This window comes from Paenibacillus sp. 1001270B_150601_E10, from assembly GCF_015558675.1.
Lineage (GTDB): Bacteria > Bacillota > Bacilli > Paenibacillales > Paenibacillaceae > Paenibacillus_B.
Genome location: NZ_JADMOL010000005.1, coordinates 278,812 through 301,651, shown reverse-complemented (window position 1 = coordinate 301,651; position 22,840 = coordinate 278,812). Strand labels below are relative to the sequence as shown.

16 protein-coding genes and 1 tRNA gene are annotated in these 22,840 nt (G+C 48.2%); 13 read left to right on the top strand and 4 right to left on the bottom strand.

The annotated features are described in order from the left end of the window. Positions 1–57: 57 nt before the first annotated feature. Complete coding sequence (locus I2H74_RS14465) at positions 58–1,983, top strand: heparinase II/III domain-containing protein (protein WP_229106677.1); 1,926 nt, start codon at positions 58–60, stop codon at positions 1,981–1,983. A 224-nt stretch (positions 1,984–2,207) separates the two neighbouring features. Here I2H74_RS14465 and I2H74_RS14460 read toward each other — a convergent pair. Continuing rightward, positions 2,208–2,282 (bottom strand) — tRNA-Arg (locus tag I2H74_RS14460). A gap of 366 nt (positions 2,283–2,648) precedes the next feature. On the opposite strand from I2H74_RS14460, the gene I2H74_RS14455 reads away from it, so the two are divergent. From I2H74_RS14455 to eno, 6 genes are all read left to right on the top strand, one after another. Beyond that, a complete protein-coding gene (locus I2H74_RS14455) occupies positions 2,649–3,698 on the top strand; it encodes a sugar-binding transcriptional regulator (protein WP_195574799.1) in 1,050 nt (349 codons plus the stop codon). Between the two features lie 40 nt (positions 3,699–3,738). After that, entirely contained in the window at positions 3,739–4,743 is a 1,005-nt protein-coding gene (gap, locus tag I2H74_RS14450) for a type I glyceraldehyde-3-phosphate dehydrogenase (RefSeq protein ID WP_195574798.1), read from the top strand. A 206-nt stretch (positions 4,744–4,949) separates the two neighbouring features. Continuing rightward, a complete protein-coding gene (locus tag I2H74_RS14445) occupies positions 4,950–6,131 on the top strand; it encodes a phosphoglycerate kinase (protein ID WP_195574796.1) in 1,182 nt (393 codons plus the stop codon). Positions 6,132–6,178: 47 nt separating this feature from the next. Further along, a complete protein-coding gene (tpiA, locus tag I2H74_RS14440; protein ID WP_195574794.1) occupies positions 6,179–6,931 on the top strand; it encodes a triose-phosphate isomerase in 753 nt (250 codons plus the stop codon). Position 6,932: 1 nt separating this feature from the next. Beyond that, complete coding sequence (gene gpmI / locus I2H74_RS14435; protein WP_195574792.1) at positions 6,933–8,471, top strand: 2,3-bisphosphoglycerate-independent phosphoglycerate mutase; 1,539 nt, start codon at positions 6,933–6,935, stop codon at positions 8,469–8,471. Positions 8,472–8,536: 65 nt separating this feature from the next. Next, positions 8,537–9,814: a phosphopyruvate hydratase gene (gene eno / locus I2H74_RS14430; RefSeq protein WP_195574790.1), complete on the top strand. Its 1,278-nt coding sequence runs from the start codon at positions 8,537–8,539 to the stop codon at positions 9,812–9,814. Positions 9,815–9,896: 82 nt separating this feature from the next. On the opposite strand, the gene I2H74_RS14425 is transcribed toward eno, so the two are convergent. Beyond that, complete coding sequence (locus tag I2H74_RS14425; RefSeq protein WP_195574789.1) at positions 9,897–12,887, bottom strand: cadherin-like beta sandwich domain-containing protein; 2,991 nt, start codon at positions 12,885–12,887, stop codon at positions 9,897–9,899. A gap of 350 nt (positions 12,888–13,237) precedes the next feature. On the opposite strand from I2H74_RS14425, the gene I2H74_RS14420 reads away from it, so the two are divergent. Then, positions 13,238–13,876 carry a class I SAM-dependent methyltransferase gene (locus I2H74_RS14420; RefSeq protein ID WP_195574787.1) on the top strand — a complete coding sequence of 213 codons (639 nt, stop codon included), beginning with the start codon at positions 13,238–13,240 and terminating at the stop codon, positions 13,874–13,876. 298 nt (positions 13,877–14,174) lie between these two features. Here the strand turns inward: I2H74_RS14420 and odhB are convergent, their stop codons facing one another. Together odhB and I2H74_RS14410 are read right to left on the bottom strand one after the other, a co-directional pair. After that, positions 14,175–15,482, bottom strand: coding sequence for a 2-oxoglutarate dehydrogenase complex dihydrolipoyllysine-residue succinyltransferase (odhB, locus tag I2H74_RS14415; protein ID WP_195574785.1), 1,308 nt, complete (start codon positions 15,480–15,482; stop codon positions 14,175–14,177). Positions 15,483–15,535: 53 nt separating this feature from the next. Next, complete coding sequence (locus I2H74_RS14410) at positions 15,536–18,394, bottom strand: 2-oxoglutarate dehydrogenase E1 component (RefSeq protein ID WP_195574783.1); 2,859 nt, start codon at positions 18,392–18,394, stop codon at positions 15,536–15,538. Positions 18,395–18,819: 425 nt separating this feature from the next. Here I2H74_RS14410 and I2H74_RS14405 point away from each other — a divergent pair, with 425 nt between their 5' ends. The 5 genes from I2H74_RS14405 to secG all read left to right on the top strand — a co-directional run bounded on the left by I2H74_RS14405 (position 18,820) and on the right by secG (position 22,625). Beyond that, complete coding sequence (locus tag I2H74_RS14405; RefSeq protein WP_195574781.1) at positions 18,820–19,158, top strand: PadR family transcriptional regulator; 339 nt, start codon at positions 18,820–18,822, stop codon at positions 19,156–19,158. Beyond that, positions 19,151–20,140, top strand: coding sequence for an HAAS signaling domain-containing protein (locus tag I2H74_RS14400; protein ID WP_229106676.1), 990 nt, complete (start codon positions 19,151–19,153; stop codon positions 20,138–20,140). Before I2H74_RS14405 ends, I2H74_RS14400 begins: the two co-directional genes overlap by 8 nt. Next, positions 20,137–21,108, top strand: coding sequence for a DUF4097 family beta strand repeat-containing protein (locus I2H74_RS14395; protein ID WP_195574776.1), 972 nt, complete (start codon positions 20,137–20,139; stop codon positions 21,106–21,108). The genes I2H74_RS14400 and I2H74_RS14395 overlap by 4 nt, the downstream gene beginning before the upstream one ends. Before the next feature lie 96 nt (positions 21,109–21,204). Beyond that, a complete protein-coding gene (gene pdxK / locus I2H74_RS14390; RefSeq protein ID WP_195574774.1) occupies positions 21,205–22,029 on the top strand; it encodes a pyridoxine/pyridoxal/pyridoxamine kinase in 825 nt (274 codons plus the stop codon). A 362-nt stretch (positions 22,030–22,391) separates the two neighbouring features. Further along, positions 22,392–22,625: a preprotein translocase subunit SecG gene (gene secG / locus I2H74_RS14385; RefSeq protein ID WP_195574772.1), complete on the top strand. Its 234-nt coding sequence runs from the start codon at positions 22,392–22,394 to the stop codon at positions 22,623–22,625. The last annotated feature ends 215 nt before the right edge of the window (positions 22,626–22,840 follow it).

The following is a 22,840-nucleotide window of genomic DNA, read 5'->3' as shown; positions in this document are numbered from 1 at the left end:
ATGCCAATTGCTTATGAAGTGAAAGATTAAACTTCTCACTAGATATGGGAGGACGAGATGATGTTAACAAGAGAAGCAGAATTAAGCTCGCGCAGATTATCTTTGAAGAAAGATGCACCATTCGATCTATTTCCGAGGGCTTCTGATCGAGCAGCTTGGGAGAACTTGGGCGAGGAGGCGCGCGGACTCTGGGTTGCGGCAGGCGAGCAGCATCTTCAGCAGGAGTGGCCATCGCTTCCGGCTACCTTATATATGAACTATGCCCGAACAGGGATAAGGGATCATTATCAAGATCCAAGCTTTATGCGAAGACAGATGCTGGTTAAGCTCGTTATGGCCGAGTGCTTGGAATATAAAGGCCGCTTCCTCGACGACATCGCAAATGGTGTGTGGGCAATCTGCGAAGAGTCTACCTGGTGCTGGCCGGCGCATCTTAACAATCTGGATACTCATCGTCTAGATGAGCTTCCTGATCTTGACCATCCTATTATTGATCTGGGCGCCGGGGAGACGGCATCTCTTATCGTGTGGACTTACTATTTGCTGCAGGAAGCTTTAGATCGCCACAGTCCTAATCTCACAAAACGGATGCTTAGAGAGCTGAGAGTACGCATTTTGGAACCTTATGATAGTGAAGACCGATTCTGGTGGATGTCCTTTGATGAGGATGAACTGATCAACAATTGGAATCCATGGTGCAATTCGAATGTGCTGGCGGTGATCCTGATCGCGGAGCAGGACATGATTCGCAAGGAGCGATTAATCGAGAAGCTGCTTCGCAGTCTGGATCGGTTCATCGGTTCGTATCAAAAGGATGGTGGTTGTGATGAAGGTCCTGCTTATTGGGGGCATGCAACAGGGGCGTTATTCAATGCTTTGCAATCGTTAGGCGCCGTCTCTCCACACGATGAAGAGCTTTATCGGGACGAGAAGATTCGAAATATGGCGAGGTACGTGATGAATATGTACATTGGCAATGGTCAGTTTATTAACTTTGCTGATTCATCCGCCAAGCTCAAGGTAAAGGCCGGTGTGATTTATCAGTTCGGCAAGGCGCTTAAAGACGAAGAGCTCATGAACTTCGGGAAGCAGTTGTACCTTCGTCAGGGGCAATATGAACATTGGAACGATGAAGATTTTCTCTCAAGCCTTCAAGTCATACTAGGTGAAACCTTCCTTGCGAAGGAACTATGGCAGGATAACGGTGAAAAAGAAGAGGTCAGTCAGGAGTCCATCCTGCTTCCAATCGATGTATGGATGGATAGCATCGAGGTGATGGTTGCTCGCGATACCAATGAAGGAGCGGGATTCTGCCTTGCAGCCAAGGGTGGTCACAATGCGGAGAGCCATAACCACAATGATATTGGCAGCTTTATTGTCTACTGGGACAGAGAGCCTGTTCTCATTGACGTAGGTGTTGGTGTCTATACATCCAAGACCTTTAGCAACGAGCGCTATTCCATATGGACGATGCAGTCTGCTTATCATCAGACGCCTACCATTAATGGGCATATGCAGGCTGGAGGGAAGGACTATCATGCAAGTGCTGTTCATTATGAAACGGATGGTACGTTAAGCTGCCTTGCTATGGATATCTCAGGAGCATATCCGGAGGAAGCAGGCGTTTCGAGCTGGAAACGTTCCGTACAGCTTGCACGCGCTGTTGATAGGCAGGAACGAAGCTCTGCCATCTCCATTACAGATCAAGTTCAATTCAGGAACGAGACAAAGGATGTCGTGCTCCATTGGATGAGTGCATCAGCACCTAGTCTGGAAGCTGGTGAACTTGTGATTTCTACACGCACTGGACGGAAGGTGGGCGTGCAGTATGACGCTGAACTTTGGGATGTGGAGATTGAACCGATTGCTTTAACCGATGCGAAGCTTACAGCAGTCTGGGGTACCATGATTTATAGAACGAATATGCGATTGAAAAAACTCCTTTTGAGTGGCGAGTGGCAATTTGAGTTAAAGAGTTTGTAAAGCGAAGTCAAGCGAAGAGGCTTCCGCTTATCGACCTATAGAAACTTTCGATAAGGTTCTTCTAACTTCTGTTGCTGTAATTCAATAAGTATACGAAAAAAGCATCTATTCTATCTCCCTTGCGCGAAGGAGAAGAGTAGATGCTTTCATTGTAGTAAAGACATAGCCTAAATATTGCATACCTGGTCCTCATCCAATGAGGATAACCATCAATCAGGAAGTTATGGCGCGCCCGCAAGGAATCGAACCTTGATCTCAGGCTCCGGAGGCCTACGTCATATCCATTGGACCACGGGCGCATCATGTACTGAAATGGTGCAAGACACATTGTACCGCATTCAGGGTAAAAGTGCAACAAAAAACGGTCCTTGAAGCTGTGGACAAGCAGTTGGCATGAATGGAAGATAGCCTCCGATTTTTGATGAACTTTGGAAGTTATATCACCCCGAAAAGGGCGCTGTTATCACGGTTACGTTTTTAATAAAAGGTTTTAGGGTATGAATAAAGATGTATGCATTTGTTCACCATAGATTCGGGATATATGTAGACTTGCAAGTTCCTAGGAAGTCGGTTAGAATGTAGGTGGGACGAAAAAAGCGTTACATGGACATTTTGCGTCCCACTATGATTCTCACAGTTTCTGGGGAGTGCAGGAGTGGAGAGAAATGCGTGAATGGCTAGAGATAAATAAGCGTCTGCTGCCCGACCTCATGGAACTGTTGAAGAAGCGCTACACGATCTTGCACGAGATCATGTCGTCTGATCTCATTGGTCGAAGAACTTTAGCTTCATCGCTTCATATGTCAGAGCGTGTCCTAAGAGCCGAGACGGACTTGTTGAAGTCTCAGGGACTCATCGAAACAGAGACTGCTGGCATGCGAATCAGCGAAGAAGGGCGTAAGTTAGTGCTTCAGCTTGAACCGCTCATGCGCGAGCTGCTTGGCATGCGTGAGCTGGAAGAGACGATCCGCGAGGCCTTCGGTCTCAAGCAGGTTATCGTCATTCCTGGGGATGCTGATGCCTCTCCTGCTGTAAAGCAGGAGCTTGGAAAGGCCGCTTGCGAGGTGCTGAACCGCTCCATGGGTAAAGACGATGTCATTGCCGTTACAGGCGGGTCTACACTGGCAGCCGTTGCAGATCAACTGCGATCTTCCTCTCCGCGCAAGGGCAATTGGTTTGTTCCTGCAAGAGGAGGGCTCGGAGAAAGCCTTGAATACCAGGCGAATACGATCGCTTCCATGATGGCAAAGCGGGTAGGTGCTCAGTATCGACTGCTGCATGTGCCGGACCTCATCAGTGAAGAGGCGTATCAGTCCTTGAAGCAGGAGCCGAATATTCAAGACATCTTAAGCGTCATTCGTCAGGCACGAATCGTTGTGCATGGCATTGGCGACGCACTCGTTATGGCAAGACGACGCCATGTCGATGAAGCGACAGTAGAGACGCTGAAGGAAGCAGGGGCGCTTGCTGAAGCTTATAGTTATTATTTTGACCGTAATGGTCATGTTGTACATACGATGCTGACCTTGGGACTCCGTATGGAGGATATCTCCCTTGCAGAGGTCGTCATTGCTGTGGCAGGTGGCAAGAGCAAAGGCGAAGCCATCACTGCGGTGCTGAAGTTCGGTCATGAGGATGTCCTCGTCACGGATGAAGCAGCAGCCAATGAAATCGTACGAATTTGTGGTCTCGATGTGCCTAAGACGCCATCTTGAGCAATATAAAATTTCCATAAAGAAATGGGAGGAATCATCAATGGTTAAAGTTGGTATTAACGGTTTTGGACGTATTGGACGTAACGTATTCCGTGCAGCTTTGAACAACTCTGAGGTTGAAATCGTAGCAATTAACGATCTTACAGACGTTAAGACGCTTGCTCACCTGTTGAAATATGACACAACTCATGGCACTTTCGAAGCTACTGTAGAAGCTAAAGAAGGCGCTCTTGTTGTAAACGGCAAAGAAGTTAAAGTATTCGCAGAGCGCAACCCAGAGAACCTTCCTTGGGGCGCTAACGGCGTAGAAATCGTTGTTGAATCCACTGGTATCTTCACAGCGAAAGACAAAGCTGAAATGCACTTGAAAGGCGGCGCGAAGAAAGTTATTATCTCCGCACCTGCTACTAACGAAGATATTACAATCGTTATGGGCGTTAACGAAGACAAGTATGACGCTGCTAACCATACAATCATCTCCAATGCTTCTTGCACAACGAACTGCTTGGCTCCATTTGCAAAAGTATTGCATGAGCAATTCGGTATCGTTAAAGGTATGATGAACACGATTCACTCCTACACGAACGACCAAAACGTTCTTGACTTGCCGCACAAAGACCTACGTCGTGCTCGTGCAGCAGCTCAAAACATCATCCCTACAACTACTGGTGCTGCTAAAGCGGTATCCCTGGTATTGCCTGAATTGAAAGGCAAATTGAACGGTATGTCCATGCGTGTTCCTACACCTAACGTATCCGTTACTGACTTGGTAGTTGAGCTTGAGAAGGACGTTACAGTTGAAGAAGTAAATGCAGCTTTGAAAGCAGCATCTGAAGGTCCATTGAAAGGCATCTTGAACTACTCCGAAGAGCCATTGGTATCCAGCGACTACAACGGCGACCCAGCTTCCTCTACAATCGATGCATTGACAACGATGGTAATCGGCGGCAACTTGGTGAAAGTTGTATCCTGGTACGACAACGAGTGGGGCTACTCCAACCGTGTAGTTGACTTGGCAGCATTCATCGCTAAGAAGGGCCTGTAATCTCATAGCACGAACAATCAAAGAGGAGTAACCAATTTTTGGGCTCCTCTTTGGTTAGTTGCGGACTTTTTCATTATGTATTACCAACCAACCATAGATAGAGAATAAAGAATAAGACAACGTTGATTTCATCAACCATTTCTTAATAATAGATAGAATACCGAATATAGAACCGATAGAAGCCCGATCGATAGGAGGACACGGAGATGAATAAAAAGAGCGTACGTGACATTGATGTGAACGGAAAGCGCGTATTCGTGCGTGTGGATTTTAATGTTCCATTGGAAGATGGTAAAATTACAGATGATACGCGTATTCAAGAAACACTTCCAACGATTAAGTTTTTGATTGAGCAAGGTGCTAAAGTGATCTTGGCTAGCCATATGGGTCGTCCAAAAGGTGAAGTGGTAGATTCCATGCGTCTTACACCAGCAGCGACTCGTCTTGGCGAATTGCTTGGCAAGCCGGTTAAAAAGCTGGATGAGTCCATCGGCGAAAATGTCAAAGCAGAGATCGCGAAAATGGAAAACGGTGACGTTGTTGTATTGGAAAACGTTCGTTTCCACAAAGGGGAAGAAAAGAACGATCCTGAACTTGCGAAGCAATTCGCTGAGCTTGCAGACGTATTCGTAAACGATGCGTTTGGTGCGGCTCACCGTGCTCATGCTTCTACAGAAGGTATCGCGCATCATCTTCCAGCCGTTGCAGGTCTGTTGATGGAAAAAGAATTGAGCGTGCTTGGCAAAGCATTGTCCAATCCAGAGCGTCCATTCACAGCGATCATCGGTGGTTCCAAAGTTAAAGACAAGATCGATGTCATCAATAAGATGATTGAGATCGCTGACAACATCATTATCGGTGGCGGACTTGCTTACACGTTCTTCAAGGCTCAAGGCCATGAGATCGGCAAATCCTTGCTTGATGAGACGAAGCTTCAAGAATCCCTTGGCTTCATCGAAAAAGCAAAAGCAGCCGGCAAAAAATTGTACTTGCCAGTAGATATCGTAGTTGGCGATGACTTCAGTGCTTCCGCGAATACACAAGTGGTTAGCATCGACAGCATCCCAGCTGACTGGGAAGGTCTTGATATTGGACCGAAGACTCGCGAGATCTATGCAGATGTAATCAAGAACTCGAAGCTCGTTGTATGGAACGGACCTATGGGCGTATTCGAGATTGAGCCATTCTCTCACGGTACTCGTGCAGTAGCACAGGCTTGTGCAGACACTGATGCTTACACCATCATTGGTGGTGGTGACTCCGCAGCAGCAGTAGAGAAGTTCAACATGAAAGACAAGATGAACCACATCTCTACTGGCGGTGGCGCATCCCTTGAATTCATGGAAGGCAAAGTACTTCCAGGCGTCGTAGCATTGAACGATAAGTAAGCAGGAGGGCAGCGCAAGCTGCCTCTTGTTCCAAGGAGTGTATTAGGGTGAGAAAACCGATCATTGCAGGTAACTGGAAAATGTTCAAAACGGTACCTGAAACGCTTGAATTCGTAGAGCAAGTAAAAGGCAAAGCAGAAGTGGAAGGCGTAGAGAGCGTAATCTGCGCACCATTCACAAACCTTCCTGCTCTTGTTGAAGCGGTAAAAGGTACATCCATTAAAGTTGGCGCACAAAATCTTCACTTCGAAGATTCCGGTGCTTTCACAGGCGAAATCAGCGGCGTTATGCTGAAAGACTTGGGTGTGGACTATGTGATCATTGGTCACTCCGAGCGTCGTGCATATTTTGCTGAGACAGATGAGATCGTAAACAAGAAAGTCGTAGCGGCTTTCCGTCACGGTCTTACACCTATCGTCTGCGTAGGGGAGTCTCTTGAAGAGCGCGAATCCGGCAAAACAAACGACGTTTGCAACGTACAAACGGTTGCTGCATTCCAAGGTCTGTCCGCAGATCAAGCGAAGCAAGTGGTCGTTGCTTATGAGCCAATCTGGGCGATTGGAACAGGCAAGTCTTCCACAGCAGCAGATGCTAACGAAACAATTAGCTACATCCGCAGCGTGATTGCTGGCTTGTACAGCAACGAAGTTGCTGATGCCGTTCGCATTCAATACGGCGGCAGCGTGAAGCCTGAAAATGTACGTGAATACATGTCTGAATCTGATATTGACGGCGCATTGGTAGGCGGAGCAAGCTTGCAGCCAGCTTCCTACATTTCTTTGGTGGAAGGGGCGAAGTAAGATGTCCGCACCTAGACCAGTAGCCCTAATCATCATGGACGGCTTCGGCCTTCGCAATACGGTTGAAGGCAATGCGGTTGCGCAAGCAAACAAGCCGAATTATGATCGTTATATGAGCATGTATCCAAACACGACTTTGACAGCTTGTGGTGAAGCGGTAGGCTTGCCAGAAGGTCAAATGGGGAACTCTGAGGTAGGTCACTTGAATATCGGTGCAGGCCGCATCGTGTATCAAGATTTGACTCGCATCACGAAGTCCATCCGTGAAGGAGACTTCTTCAAGAACGAAACGCTGCTTGAAGCGGTTAAGCATGCAAAAGAGAACGACAAAGCCTTGCATATCTATGGCTTGCTGTCCGATGGCGGCGTACACAGCCATATTGACCATGCGCTTGCTATGCTTGACATGTGTAAGCAAGAAGGCTTGTCTAACATATTCATCCATGCATTCTTGGATGGCCGCGACGTTGCGCCTGACAGCGCAGTTGGCTATATCAAGAAGCTGCAAGACAAGATTTCTGAAATAGGCATCGGTAAGATTGCGACTGTTCAAGGCCGCTATTATGCGATGGACCGCGATAAGCGCTGGGAGCGTGTAGAGAAGTCCTATCGTGCGATGGTATATGGCGATGGACCGACAGCACAGGATCCAATCAAGGCGGTTGAAGAATCCTATGCAGCATCTGTATATGATGAATTCGTGATGCCTACAGTTATCGTAGACAGCAACAATGAACCGGTAGGATTAGTTCAAGAAGGCGATGCTGTCGTATTCATGAACTTCCGTCCTGATCGTGCGATTCAGCTCGGACAAGTGTTTACGAACGACGACTTCCGCGGCTTTGATCGCGGTCCGAAGTTCCCTAAGAACTTGCACTTCGTGGCATTGACACTGTTCGCTGAAACCGTTGGCGGATACGTAGCTTACTCACCAAAAGAGCTCGACAATACGCTTGGCGAGGTTCTTGCTCAACAAGGCAAGAAGCAGCTCCGTATTGCAGAGACAGAGAAATATCCGCACGTTACATTCTTCTTCAGCGGTGGCCGCGATGTTGAGCTGCCAGGAGAAAAACGTGTATTGATCAACTCGCCGAAGGTTGCAACGTATGACCTGAAGCCGGAGATGAGCGCTTATGAAGTAGCTGAAGCGGCTGTCAATGAGATCAACTCCGATGAGTTTGATGCGATCATCCTGAACTTCGCGAATCCTGACATGGTAGGGCACTCCGGCTTGCTGGAGCCAACAATCAAGGCAGTAGAAGCAACGGATGAGTGCATGGGCAAAGTTGTTGAGGCGGTTCTTGCAAAAGGCGGCGTGTGCTTGATCACAGCTGACCATGGTAATGCTGATATGGTATTCGACGAACAAGGTCGTCCGCATACTGCGCATACGACTAACCCCGTGCCGATTATCGTAACGGCGAAGGATGCAGAATTGCGTGATGGCGGTATTCTAGCTGATATTGCTCCAACGATTCTTGACCTGCTTCAAGTTCAGCAGCCTGCTGAGATGACAGGAACATCGTTGATTAAGAAATAATCACTGCTGTCACTGACAGCTGTGCATAGATTAAATGACTTGATGAATAGGAGATGTAATCGATCATGACAATGATTATGGACGTATACGCTCGCGAAGTCCTCGACTCCCGCGGTAACCCAACAGTAGAAGTTGAAGTAAAATTGGAATCCGGCGGTGCAATCGTACCTTCCGGTGCATCCACTGGTGCTCATGAAGCCGTTGAGCTTCGTGATGGCGACAAAGGCCGTTATGTTGGTAAAGGCGTTGAGAACGCAGTTAAAAACGTAAACGACATCATCGCTCCAGAAATCATCGGTATGGACGCTCTTGATCAAGTACTCATCGATAAAACGATGATCGAGCTTGACGGAACACCTAACAAAGGCAAATTGGGTGCTAACGCTATTCTTGCTGTATCCATGGCTACAGCTCGCGCAGCTGCTGACGCTCTTCAAATTCCTTTGTACACATACCTTGGCGGATTCAATGCTAAGCAATTGCCAGTACCAATGATGAACATCATCAACGGTGGTGAGCATGCAGATAACAACATCGACGTGCAAGAGTTCATGGTACTTCCTGTAGGTGCTCCAAGCTTCAAAGAAGCACTTCGCATGGGCGCTGAAATCTTCCACAACTTGAAATCCGTATTGCAATCCAAAGGCTTGAACACAGCTGTAGGTGACGAGGGTGGCTTTGCTCCTAACTTGACTTCGAACGAAGAAGCAATCACTACAATCATCGAAGCAATCGAAAAAGCTGGCTACAAGCCAGGCGTAGATGTATTCTTGGGTATGGACGTTGCGTCCACTGAGTTCTACAAAGATGGTAAATACACACTTGCTGGTGAAGGCAAATCCTACACTTCCGCTGAGTATGTTGACCTTCTTGCTTCTTGGGTTGATAAATATCCAATCATCACAATCGAAGACGGTATGTCCGAAGATGACTGGGATGGCTGGAAATTGCTCACTGAGAAATTGGGCGACAAAGTTCAATTGGTTGGTGACGATCTCTTCGTTACAAACACTGAGCGTCTTGCAACGGGTATCGAAAAAGGAATCGGTAACTCCATCTTGGTTAAAGTTAACCAAATCGGTACGCTTACTGAGACATTCGATGCAATCGAAATGGCGAAACGTGCTGGTTACACAGCAGTTATCTCCCACCGTTCAGGTGAGTCCGAAGACAGCACAATTGCTGACATCGCTGTTGCAACTAACGCTGGTCAAATCAAAACAGGTGCTCCGTCCCGTACGGACCGTGTTGCGAAATACAACCAATTGCTTCGCATCGAAGACGAGCTTGGTCAAGTATCTCGCTATGACGGCTTGAAATCTTTCTACAACTTGAAAAAATAAGTCGCGCCTCGCGTGATCAAAAAAAGGGAACCTCATCCTTGAGGTTCCCTTTTTGTATATATTCATTGCGAGACCGCCCGTGTTATTGTTCATTCGGATGGAGAAAAGGATATAGTCGAGTTAGCAGGGTAGCAAGCTCAGCTCGAGTAACCATTGCCGCCGCATGGTACTGATTGTTGAGGTCTCCTTGAACAATGGACATGTCCTGCAGCAAGCCCACTGCTTCTCTTGCCCAATTCGGTATATCACGGTCATCCTTAAAGGTTGTACTGCTCTGGCCACTTCGCTCCAAGCCCACCGCTCGCGCTGCCAACAGAGCCATCTCTGCACGAGTTACCTGAGCTTTAGGTCGGAACGATCCATCCGGATAACCTTGAATGAATCGTTCGGAAATCGCTTGTGCGATCGCAGCCTTGGCCCAGTCCCCAATTTCGTTCGAGTCTGTAAAAGATGGCTCAGTACCTGCAGCTGCTTCTTTCACCGTGTTCATGAGCATGACGACCAACTCTGCTCTCGTCACGATGGCATCAGGTCTGAATGTACCATCTGGATCGCCCGTTACCATTTGCCTGCAATTCGCTTCACGAATGAATGATTCTGCCCAATGCCCACGAATATCAGTCAGATTGGTTGATGGATGACTGCAGGGATTATGCTCCTGTACGAAACGCGTGATTTTTAATTTATAGATGTGTGTCGAATGATCTTCTGCGGTAATGACTACCTCAATGATTTTTTCTCCCTCAGGAAGCGTTATGACTTCAGATGTCTTGTTCGGAGATATTTTGCTTCCATCTATGATGATCGATGAACGATCATCTTCTAACTTCCATGAGAGTGTAAGTTGCGAAACGCTCTGATCGATGGCTATGGAATATTCCGTTCGAGATGGTTCAAATGCAGTGTCCCATTGTCCGTTCGATAGCGTGAGTTGAGCAAGGTTCGAATTGTGTGACAGAACGGGCAGGTAAACTCCCGCGCTGCTTTTCGGTTCTTCGCGTTTGATACGAATGGCGTACTCCTTCGATGTTAACTTGTCTGGAGCCGTAACTCGAATCGTGACGAGGTTTAATCCCTCATGAAGAGGTATTGGACCTTTTACTGTCCCTTCATCCAATGGTTCATATTGTCCTCCCTGTCCGATCTCAATGGAGGCGCCGTCTGCTTCTGCTGTTGGTTTGAGTGTAGCGGTAGTAGTTGAGTTTGGCACCTGCAAGGTATACTCGGTCGTATGCTTGTTGAAGTTGGCAAGTGGTGCGTCATTGATGACAATTCTGCTTAGGTTGGCATTTCTGTGCGATGTGGCATCCAAGTAGAAGGGTTTTGAGTGCCTGTGCACTTGATTCCCAGCGTTGTCTTCTGCTCGTATATGCAAATACCACATCCCATCCGTATCTAATTGCGTCAGTTCCTCTCCATTCTTGAAATGATCCCACTTCGCGTTAATATCCGGAATGGATTCTCTTTCTGACCATACGTAGGCTAAGGTGTCATCCTTTATTCCACTTTCATTGTCCATTACATTTACATATACAGCAGCAGAGGGCAGCTTCTCCTCATTTCCATTTGGAGTCAAGCTTACGATCGGGGTCGTTCGATCGATTCGTATGGAGTGCTTCCGCACGATAAGATTCGAAGCTTCATCTTCTGCTTTCACCCAAAGACTCATATCCCCCTCTTGGTCAATAACGAGTGGACTGCCGTCGTATGGCTGCCATGTTTGTCCTTCATCGAATGAAGTTGCGAGCGATATCTTTGCGTCCACTGGAGGTTCATGAGCGGCTTTGATTGTTGCTGTAACCGCTTGATTGGTCCAGCTCCCATCTGCATAGGGTGTGCCGTCTGCTTGTTCCAAGGATGTATTCATCAATATACTCGCTGCTTTGATCTGGATGGTACGGGAAAGGGCTGACTCATGTCCAAGCTGATCTCGAGCTTTAAAATGCACAGTATGAACACCGTTTGTGTCGATTGTTATGGCATCGTTCGTTGTATAAGGCTTCCATTGGTGGGTTCCGTCCAGGGAATATTCGAAGCTGGATATCCCGCTAAAGGAATCAATGGCTTCTGCCGTTATCGTAATGGGCTTATTGCTCCACGAGCCTTCTGCGTATGCTTGCCCGTCTGTATCCTTCATGGCAATCGTGATTGTAGGTGCCGTTTGATCCAAAAGATATCGTTTGGAAGACTGGTGAACAGTGGTTCCACTCGAATGAACAGCGCGCAGATGCAGAAACCACTCCCCTTCGCCATCTTGCTTGATTAGATCACTGCCGGTGGTGTAAGGCTGCCACGATGCAGTGGAACCTGGGTCCGCATCAGATTGCGACCATACATAGGAAAGCTGCTGCTGGTCTGTATGGGTGACGTCCACTTGAGCCGATGCTTGCATCGACCATGATTCATTGCCATTTGGCTTAAAGAGAAAATCAGGCTGTTTGATAATATGGAATCGATATTGCAGACTGCCACTATATAAGGGCGATGTTAGTTCTGCAACGAAGGTTGTCGTATCCCCTTTTAAATAGAGATTCCCAACGTAGCCTCCCCAATTTTGGGTTTGGCCGTCAATGATTACAGTTGTCTGTGTTTCCCAATCCCAAAGGATGCCCATTCGTACTCCGGTTGTTTGATGATCGTCGTTGTCTTGAACCAGCATGTAATAATCACTGGTATTGAAGTTGAAAGGAACATTAATGACATGACCGTGCTGATCCGTCATATATACGGATCGAGCCATTCCGTAAGGTATATCCGATTGCGGTTGGATGATGTTCGCGCTGCTGCTTAATGAATGTCCTGAAGGAACATGACTAGAATCTTGGGCAGCACTATCAGCGACCTTATCGGAAATAGAATAATTTTTCTCATCCCTAGCTCGATTGGAGCTAATCTCAGTACCTTCAATAATATTTGGCTTTGAATCTGTAAATACAGGATCGCTGTTATCAGTTTCACCGTTTGCCGCGAGCAGGCTCTGAAGATCAATATTCACCGTTATCGTAAAAATAATTAGAAAGCTTATAAAGCAGCGAGTTAACCACGGTCGTCGATTTCTTTTTGTATTGAACATATCCATCTTCCCCCCAAAATAAAATACAATGCGTTATGGTTAGATAAGTTGATGTATCTGAGAGCCGTCATTACGGTACCCCTTAACGACTTGGTAAACGCATAATAGGATCATCTCCTGTGTATCTCGTTCATATCGTGACAAATGTATAGATTATTTCGACCAAGATTAGTTTCAGAATCTGTACCGCATGGAAGTTTCCATTTTAATTGGAATATATCATCCGGAGGGGTGCACCTGACAGCAACGAAAGTTGCTTTTCTAAATGATCATTAGCCAGATGAGCAAGATCCTTGATCTGTGCATATGCTGAGATCATAATGTCAGGCGGTGATGTAAGGAGAGATAAGATGACTCTGCCAAGTTTTTTTAAAAAGAGTGATCCTAAGCTGGATCAAGTGGTTCTTCCACTGCCTTCGTTCTGGTGGAGCCGTCCATACGAGTACGCATGGGCAAGCCAATATGCGAAGGGCTGCGTCCTGGATGCAGCCTGCGGTATCAGCCACCCGTTCAAGTTCTGGCTAACGGAGCATTGTTCTGAGGTTCATGGCTGTGACCTCGATCCAAAGATTTTGTCTCATTCCGCTATTCTCAAAGACATTGCAGCAGACTTCGGGGAGCAGGGGGCGGCGAGAATTAAGCAGGAGGGCTTCCTGAACAGACTCAAACTGCTTCGGGCTGATCTTAGCATGCTGCCCTATGGAGATAAGACGTTTGATACGATCTTCTGCATTTCGGTATTTGAACACCTGCCAGACTCGTTAAAGCCAGTAGTGATGAAGGAATTCCATCGGACACTAAAAAGCGGAGGCACACTCGTCATGACCTTAGACTATCCACTGGCAAGCCCACCTTTTATGCTGCAGGTTATTGAAGATAGTGGTTTTGAGATGACTGCACCACATGACTTCTCGATTCCAGATGACGCCATCTCTGGACATGGATTAATGTGTTATCGGCTGCTGCTCAACAAAAAACGATCTATATAGCGGATATCGTTAAACGATTGGATACTAAGATCACTCGGTTATAACGGACTCCTTATTTTATTTATTTTCTGTTTCCTGCGGATACGCAAAAGGGTTAATGTCTGTTTTTGAAGTTGCTGGTTACTCTTGCAAATCAAAAACCCCTGAACAAGGAGTGTCGCCATACGGCGAATCTCTGTCAGGGGCGGTTGAATGTCATGTGTTTGTGGTGCGGCTCATGATCAAGTCATTCAGACTTATTCATCTTAAGTATGGATGTAACAACTTCAGCTGGTATCATTCTGGAAGCTTGATGAGATTAACCTTCCAGCAGCAAGGATTCAGGATCCTCAAGCAATTCCTTCACCTTCACCAAGAAGCTTACCGCTTCTGCACCATCTACGATTCGGTGATCGTAGGAGAGAGCAATGTACATCATTGGACGAAGCTCGATACGCTCGTTGTCGACACCGACTGGACGCATTTGGATCTTATGCATGCCAAGAATACCAACCTGCGGTGCGTTCAGGATCGGGGTAGACAAGAGAGACCCGAATACGCCGCCATTTGTAATTGTGAACGTACCGCCTTGGAGATCAGAGATGGACAAGCTATTGTTGCGTGCTTTGTTGGCAAGCTCAACGATCTCTTTCTCGATCTCCGCAAAGCCCAAGCGATCCGCATCTCTTACGACAGGAACGACTAAGCCTTCCTTCGCGGATACCGCGATTCCGATATCATAGAACTTCTTCACAATCAGCTCATCGCCTGCAATCTCAGCGTTAAGCAGCGGGTAAGCCTTGAGCGCGCCGATGACAGCCTTCGTGAAGAAGGACATGAAGCCAAGATTCACTTCGTACTTCTCTTTGAAACGATCTTTACGGCGCTTGCGAACATCCATGATGGCCGTCATATCGACTTCATTGAACGTAGTCAGCATCGCTGCCGTTTGTTGAGCCTCCACAAGGCGCTTCGCAATTGTTTGGCGGCGGCGGGACATCTTCTGAATGTCCACAGCCTTGCCTGCAAATGCATCCGCTGCGGAAGCCGCTTTAGCAGCAGGAGCAGATGCTGCTGGAGCTGGAGCCGCAGCTTGCGGTGCAGAAGTGCCAGCTGCCTTAGCACGAGCCTGTGCCTCAACATCGTCTTGTGTCACGCGACCGAGCGGATCGCGTGTTTGCACGCTCTTTAGATCAATGCCTTGCTCGCGAGCCAGACGTCTTGCTCCTGGCGTAGCGTAAGTATCGGCATCCGGCGCAGGTACAGCCTCAGGAGCCGAAGCAGCTGCAGTCACATCAGCAGGCTTCGTAGGCGCCTCGACTGCAGCCGCTACTTGCGGCTCAGCTGAAGCAGGCTCGCTGCTTGCTGCTGGCGCGGGGGAAGCGGAGCTTCCACCCGCACCTAGAATCGCAATCACTTCACCAACCAGGACTGAGTCACCGTCCTGGCGTACGATCTGTTCGATAACGCCGTCTTCGTCTGCTGCAATTTCAAGATTTACTTTATCGGTTTCAAGTTCAGCAAGCACATCGCCTTGCTTGACTGCATCGCCTTGCTTTACATGCCATTTGTGTAACGTTCCTTCGGTGATAGAATCTCCTAAGTCAGGGACTTTGATCTCTGCCACGGTTGTGACCTCCTTATGGTTGAAGCTGGAAGATGGTAGGCTGCCGTTCTTTATTATGAAAGCTTAAGGGATGTCTGAATAATCTGACGCTGTTCATGACTATGCACATCTGCGTAACCGCTGGATGGGGAGGAACGCTCGCCTCTTCCCACATAGCTAAGGGACGTATTTTTAGGCAGGATTGCTCGGATACGAGGCTCCATAAAGGACCATGCCCCCATATTCTGCGGCTCTTCCTGTACCCACATCACTTCTTTAAGAGACTTCATTCGACCCATAACCTCAGCAATCTGCTCTTGAGGGAATGGATAGAGTTGTTCTACACGGACAATGTGCAGCCAGCTCCAATCTTGATCCTGATGATTCTCAAGTTCAGCTTCGAGATCCAAGGCGATCTTGCCGGAGCAAAGGATCAAGCGCTGTACCTTGCCAGGCTTGCTGCCCAGCAGTGGCTCCTCAAGGATCGGGGAGAAGGTGCCTTCAGTAAACTCCGATAAAGAGGAAGCACTGCGTGTATTGCGCAGCAAGCTCTTCGGTGACATCACGACAAGCGGCCGCGCCTCCAACGTTCCGCCAATTGCGGCCTGACGGCGCAGTAGGTGGAAATACTGTGCTGCACTAGTCAGGTTGGCTACCGTCCAGTTGCCGTTCGCAGAGAGCTGAAGGTAACGCTCAAGTCTTGCACTGGAGTGCTCAGGGCCTTGACCTTCATAGCCATGCGGCAAGAGCATCGTCAGATTGGAGTACTGATGCCACTTTGCTTGGCCAGATGCGATAAATTGGTCGAAGATGACCTGTGCGACGTTGGCAAAGTCTCCGAACTGTGCTTCCCAGATAACAAAGGTCTCTGGGGAGAACACGTTGTACCCGTATTCGAAGCCGAGCACGGCAGCTTCAGTGAGCGGGCTGTTATGAATATCGAAGGATGCCTTCACCTGCGGGATATGATGCAATGGGCAATACGTATTGCCATTGTTCGGATCATGCATCATCAGGTGGCGATGCGCGAACGTGCCGCGCTGTACATCCTGGCCGCTCATGCGAATAGGCTGACCGTCAGCCAGAATCGTTGCTAAGGCAAGCGCTTCTGCAAGCGACCAGTCGACCTTATTCTCGTCCTTCATCGCATCTGCGCGACGCTTCATGATTCGTTCAAGCTTCGAGTATGGCTTGAAGGACGCTGGATAATCGATCAGAGCCTGATTGAGCTCTTGCAGCAGTTCCACGGATACTCCAGTATTTGCTGGAACCGGATCATTGGCGCGAGGAAGTCTGCTTGTATGAAGCGGATAGTCGGATTCTGTACGCTCACGCATTTTCTCATAAGCTTGTTGAAGCTCAGCTTCAACATCATCCTTCATCTGCTTAAGCTCTTCATCTGTGATTACCGCTTGCTGCTTCAGGCGGTTCGCATACACCTGATAAGGAACAGGGTGGCTGTTTACTTTGTTGTAGACAATCGGCTGCGTTGCGTTCGGATCATCCATCTCGTTGTGACCATGGCGGCGGTAGCCGATCAGGTCGATCAGGAAGTCCTTCTTGAACGTCTCACGATATTCAAAAGCCATCCGTACGGCTGCGATACAAGCCTCTGGGTCATCCGCATTAACGTGTACGATCGGAATCTCGTAGCCTTTCGCAACATCGGAAGCATAAAGGGTCGAACGAGAGTCGGAGCTGTCTGTCGTGAAGCCAATGCGGTTGTTCACGATGATGTGCAGCGATCCGCCGTTCTGATAACCGTTCAGCTTCGCGAAGTTCAAGGTTTCTGCCACGATCCCCTCCCCAGGGAAGGCAGCGTCTCCATGCATCAGAATTGCCGCCGCCCGGCTTGTATCCTGTGTCGGATATCCGGTAACAGAGCGATCGTCCTGAGCAGCGCGTGCGAATCCTTCTACGACTGCGTTTACGTACTCCAGATGGCTCGGATTGTTAGCGAGCGTAATCTTCGTGCGGAGCTGATCTCTTTCAAATTCAAGGTCAGCACCCATATGGTATTTCACGTCGCCGGTCCAGCCGAAGTTGATGCCAGTCGAGCCTTCGGAAGGAACAAGATCCTTATTCGGCGAGTGATGGAATTCAGAGAAAATGGCACTATATGGCTTGCCAAGCACGTGGGCGAGAACATTGAGACGGCCACGGTGAGCCATGCCCATCAGAATATTCTTGACGCCGTCCTTGGCGAAAGCGACAATCAGCTCATCGAGCATCGGAACGAGAGCATCATTGCCTTCAATGGAGAAGCGCTTCTGACCAGCAAAGGTCTTATGAAGGAACTTCTCGAACAGGTCAACTTGAATGAGGCGCTTCAAGAGCTTCTTCTTCTCGTCATCGGAGAGAGGAGCAGGCTCCGCCTCTGCTTGCTTCTTCAGCCATACACTCTCGTTCTTGTCATGTACGTGGCCGAAGTCATAAGCGATCGTGCGTGTATATGACTTCTTCAGCTGCTCAATCGCATCCCAAGCGGAATGAACGCCGATCGGCGGCTCGCTCCAGATCAGGTTAGCCGGAAGTGCAGTCAACTGCTCCTTCGTTAGCCCATAGGCTTCAGGCTCGAAGCTGGATTGGAGCGGCTTGGCATCGATTCCGATCGGATCGATATCTGCAGCCAAATGTCCAAAGTAGCGAATATGGTCTGCGAGCTTCGCTGCATTCACAGCTTGCATCAATTGTTCCTGACCGATGGCGAGAGCGGGGCGCTCTGGAGCGATCAAAGGATTGACAGCGCTTGCAGGTGTTGCAGTCGGAGCTTCGAGCGGAGGCGGTCCGTACTGCTCGAACCATTCTCTGTACTGCGCATCGACGGCATCTGGATTTTTCAAATACTGCTCATACTGCTCTTGAATGTATCCAAGGTTTGGGCCATAATATTGCTCCCAGGCTGTACCTCGGCTTGATATTCCAACCGACATGAATCATAACCTCCTCGTGGGTTCAATCCTGTTGTTAGGAACATGACTTTGCCTCTCATTGACCCATCCACATTACCTGTCGTCTATTATTAATGGTTTCATAAATACTGGAAACGTCTTTATTATACTTTACATTTCGCCAGATGTAGCCTCCTAAAAGCGTAAATGATGATAGCTTTTTCAGATGATATACATATCAAATGGAGATAGATAATGTGTGCGCTTACAAGTGAGTAAATTCACACTTCGCAAGACGGGTACACCGCTGGACTTAAGACTAGTTTTGCCGTGGAGCCCTTGCGATGCATATCAGGCCGATCTATACTGAAAATCAAGGTACTATTCAATATACAATACTGAATGTCACGTACAACTGGTGCGTCGCCATATATCGCAGCATTTGCAGTTCAAGAGGGGTGAGAGGGTTGAAGGAAATTATCCAATTTAAAAAAGGCGTGCTCGGTTTATGTGTGATGGTGCTCATTAATGAGCGGGATCAGTACGGCTTCGAGCTTGCTCAACAAATATCCAAGCATATTGAAGTTGCAGAAGGCGCGCTTTATCCGGTTCTAAGACGGATGGTGGCGGATGGCCATTGTACAACGTATTTGCAGGAATCAACAGAAGGTCCGCCTCGCAAATACTATAAGCTGACGCCTGAGGGCAAAGCTTATATGAACGAGCTTGTCACCGAATGGAATCGATTTGTTACAGGGGTACAGAACCTAATGGAAGAAACCGAACGGGGTGAGAGAGATGCATAAGGAGCTGTTTCTATTAAAGCTCGAGGCTGCGCTTCTGCCATTGTCAGAAAAGGAGCGAATGGAGATTGTAGAGGAATACGACGCACACTTTGAGTTCAGCAAGCAGCAGGGCAGATCGGAAGAGGAGATTGCAAAAGAGCTTGGGGTACCCGAGGAGCTTGCTGCGGAAATCATTCAAGATCAAAGAGAGAGAAAGCCAGAGACGCTGACGGATATTCCGCCATTTCAGGTAGAGGCGCCTGTAGAGCATGGAACCGCACCATCTTTTCAGAAAGAAGACAAAGAATCGAGTCTCCCGCCAAGAAAGTCGGCGCCGATTCCGATCAGTGAATATATGCGGGTACCGTCGAGAGAGCCGCGTCAAGAACCTAAAGATGAGACGATCGCGGAGCCTGAAGATCTCCCTTCGTCCCCCCCTTCAGATGAGCCATTGCCTGAAGCGATGTATGGCGAAGCCTTTAGACAGGGACGTATGGATGCTCCAACTTCCTTCTATGGATCATCTGGGCAGCACCCATCAGCAAATGGATCGCCTAGAGAGCATCCATCAGCATACGGAATGCCAGGGAAGCATCCATCTCCATATGGTGCGCAAGATCCGAACGCATCTGCATATGGATTCCAGGGGCAGGATCCAGCAGCTCAGCAGCAGAAGCCTATAAAAAAGAAGCGGTCAGCGGGCGGTGCGATTGGCGTCTTTTTCGTGAGTCTCGTTATGGTGCCTTTGCTTATCGCCTTCTGGGGAGTGTTCTTAAGTCTTGGCGCAGTCGCGTTAATTCTTATTCTCAGTCCGGCGCTTCTCGTTACTAAGCTGTACATGGGAGGCACCTTCCACGGAATTGACCTAAGCGCGGTTCTGATAATGTTCGGAGTAGGGATCTTCTTGATCCAATTGGTATGGCCGTTAATTAAAGGCTACAGCAAACTGTCCGGCGGTTATATGCGCTGGGTATTCAACATTCGAAAGGAGAGAGCGGCATGAATCGATTGATTCTGAATATGGTTGCTTTGGTGGCTATTGTGCTTGGCGGCCTAGGACTCTTTATGTTCGGCATTGATAATATCGTCAATCCCTCCCATCCGACATACGAGAAAAGCGTAGGCTTTGCTGCCGGAGCCGCAAATTCATCCGGTGACTCCTCGTCGAATGGTGATCAGGCAGGTTCCGCGGGTTCTTCCACTTCTGGTGAAGGCAAGGACTATAATCATGAGACATCATTTGTAGAGCTTAAGAAGCTGCAAGTGAAAGCGGATGTAGGCAAGGTGAAGATTGAGTGGATAGCGGACGGACAGAACCGTGTGGAATGGAACGGGAAAGCTCCACAATCGGTGATTGATACGATTAGCCAAGCAGAGATCGATCATAATGGAACATTAAGCTTGGACTTCTCTGTCAATCGCAAGTGGAAGGATACTCCACTCTTAGACTTAGGTGGACAGAATTACGAGCACAACGTGATTATCCATGCACCTGCTGGCTTCGTATTGGAGCAGTTGGATTCCCGAGTAGCAGCTGGTGACTTAAGCATTGATGGGCTCCAGGTGAAGCAGCTAAAAGCTGTTAACAACCTGGGACAGATCGTTGTCAAAAATGTGCAGGGCGAGTTCGCGGAGCTGCATTCTGATGCGGGCGATATTCAGGCTGTGAAGCTGGATGCAAGACTAGATGTCAGCAGTGCGCTTGGCAAAGTGAAGCTGATTGATACGAAGCAGGATGTTGAGGCTTCTGTGACAACGGGAGATCTTGTTGTAGAGCAGGAGACTCCGCATTCGGTAGATGCTAAGGTTACGCTTGGCAACATCGTAGTTAAAGCTGCTAATGGCTTCGACGGCCGAGTAACGGCTCATTCCACGCTAGGGAATGTGTCCCTGCCAGATATGGATGGCGGCGGAGCGCTTCGCATCAAGGTGCGCACAGAGACAGGAAATGTAACGGTTGTCCAAAAATAACTTGAGATTCCCTTTGTAAGGACTATAATTTTCTTTAGAAGTAAACGTTAAGTAAACGTAGATTAGACATTGTATCTTACAAAGGGGTTACGAGTGATGAAACCAATTCAAAAAGTTCTTACGCTCGCAGGCTCGGATTCGAGCGGCGGTGCTGGCATTCAGGCTGACCTTAAGACATTCCAGGAACGCGGCGTGTATGGGATGACAGCCCTTACGACGGTCGTGACGATGGATCCGGACCATGGTTGGGCGCATGGCGTCTTCCCAATAGAGATCTCTACGGTAGAAGAGCAGTTGAAGACGATCCTATCGATCGGTATCCAAGGCATGAAGACAGGGATGCTCGGATCCGTTGAGATGATTGAGCTTGCACGACGCACCATTGAGAACCACAACATTCCGAATGTGGTGGTGGACCCGGTAATGGTGTGCAAGGGAGCGGATGAGGCGCTTCATCCTGAGCTTAACGAGGCACTGCGCGATATTTTGGTGCCTAAGGCAACGGTGGTTACGCCGAATCTGTTCGAGGCTTCTCAGCTTGCAGGTACGGCACCTATTCGAACACTTGATGATATGAAGCAGGCAGCAGTGAAGATTCAAGAGAAGGGCGCACGCTACGTGCTGGTGAAGGGAGGCTCCAAGATCGGCCTGCCGACTTCTATCGACGTGTTGTATGACGGTCAGGACTTCGAGATTCTGGAAGCAGATCTTATTCAAACGACGTATACACATGGAGCGGGCTGCACGTACTCAGCAGCGATTGCGGCTGAACTGGCCAAGGGCTATGAGGTGAAGCAAAGCATTCGTACGGCAAAACGCTTTATTACAGAGGCAATTCGCTTCTCCTTCCCATTGAATGAGTATGTGGGACCATTGCGCCACAATGCACTTCGTCTTGTAGAGCATGGAGAAGAGGAATAAACTTCACCTCACTCTAGCATTTCGTATTTATTTCAATATGAATATAGCATAAAGGGCGTTACCGTTCATTGCGGTAAAGCCCTTTTTAATTTGAACAGGATACTAGATTCATCTTATAAGGACTTGCAGAGTGAGCTCCTCAGACTGAAACTTAAGACATAAGCATTATCCTTCCAAATAGAAGAAGTGCATCGACGATCACATCCATCTAGAATCGAAATATTCTGCAGGATGCCCCTATGATTTATTCATCAGATAGCCGCACTTGTGTCTTAATAAGGGTTGTGCTATAATGAGAATGCTGTTTTTTAGATATTTCTCTTTTTGAATAATCGTTTATGTAACCATTAGGAGGTGGAACCGTGGACGTTTTTTTGACAATACTGCTCGTAATTAGTGCGATCGGCTTGATTACCGTTGTACTCCTGCAAAAAGGAAAGAGTGCTGGTTTATCAGGCGCCATCTCCGGCGGTGCGGAACATTTATTCGGAAAGCAAAAGGCACGCGGGATGGATTTGGTCCTGCAGCGTGCAACCATCGGATTTGCAACATGTTTCTTCGTATTATCGTTGATCGTAGCGTATTTCTTGAAATAAAACGAACAGCTCCCTTGCTATCTTGGCGAGGGAGTTTATTTGTATATAGACCTGTCGCTGGGACAGGTCTTTCACGTATCTGCGGTAAGAAAAGGATACATAGCGGGATGCAGAAGATCTCGGAGACAGTAATCAGACATAGATCAAATGAAGATAGGCCTGTGCCGACGGATGTGATGATTGGAAATCGTGTATACTAGGGTATATATGGATAA

Excerpts from the sequence above, each read along its gene's own strand:
- I2H74_RS14410 (WP_195574783.1), bottom strand. The coding sequence starts at position 18,394 with ATGTCGGTTGGAATATCAAGCCGAGGTACAGCCTGGGAGCAATATTAT.
- gap (WP_195574798.1), top strand. The coding sequence starts at position 3,739 with ATGGTTAAAGTTGGTATTAACGGTTTTGGACGTATTGGACGTAACGTA.
- I2H74_RS14420 (WP_195574787.1), top strand. The coding sequence starts at position 13,238 with ATGACTCTGCCAAGTTTTTTTAAAAAGAGTGATCCTAAGCTGGATCAA.
- I2H74_RS14445 (WP_195574796.1), top strand. The coding sequence starts at position 4,950 with ATGAATAAAAAGAGCGTACGTGACATTGATGTGAACGGAAAGCGCGTA.
- I2H74_RS14465 (WP_229106677.1), top strand. The coding sequence starts at position 58 with ATGATGTTAACAAGAGAAGCAGAATTAAGCTCGCGCAGATTATCTTTG.
- I2H74_RS14455 (WP_195574799.1), top strand. The coding sequence starts at position 2,649 with ATGCGTGAATGGCTAGAGATAAATAAGCGTCTGCTGCCCGACCTCATG.
- eno (WP_195574790.1), top strand. The coding sequence starts at position 8,537 with ATGACAATGATTATGGACGTATACGCTCGCGAAGTCCTCGACTCCCGC.
- pdxK (WP_195574774.1), top strand. The coding sequence starts at position 21,205 with ATGAAACCAATTCAAAAAGTTCTTACGCTCGCAGGCTCGGATTCGAGC.
- I2H74_RS14395 (WP_195574776.1), top strand. The coding sequence starts at position 20,137 with ATGAATCGATTGATTCTGAATATGGTTGCTTTGGTGGCTATTGTGCTT.
- I2H74_RS14400 (WP_229106676.1), top strand. The coding sequence starts at position 19,151 with ATGCATAAGGAGCTGTTTCTATTAAAGCTCGAGGCTGCGCTTCTGCCA.
- I2H74_RS14425 (WP_195574789.1), bottom strand. The coding sequence starts at position 12,887 with ATGTTCAATACAAAAAGAAATCGACGACCGTGGTTAACTCGCTGCTTT.
- gpmI (WP_195574792.1), top strand. The coding sequence starts at position 6,933 with ATGTCCGCACCTAGACCAGTAGCCCTAATCATCATGGACGGCTTCGGC.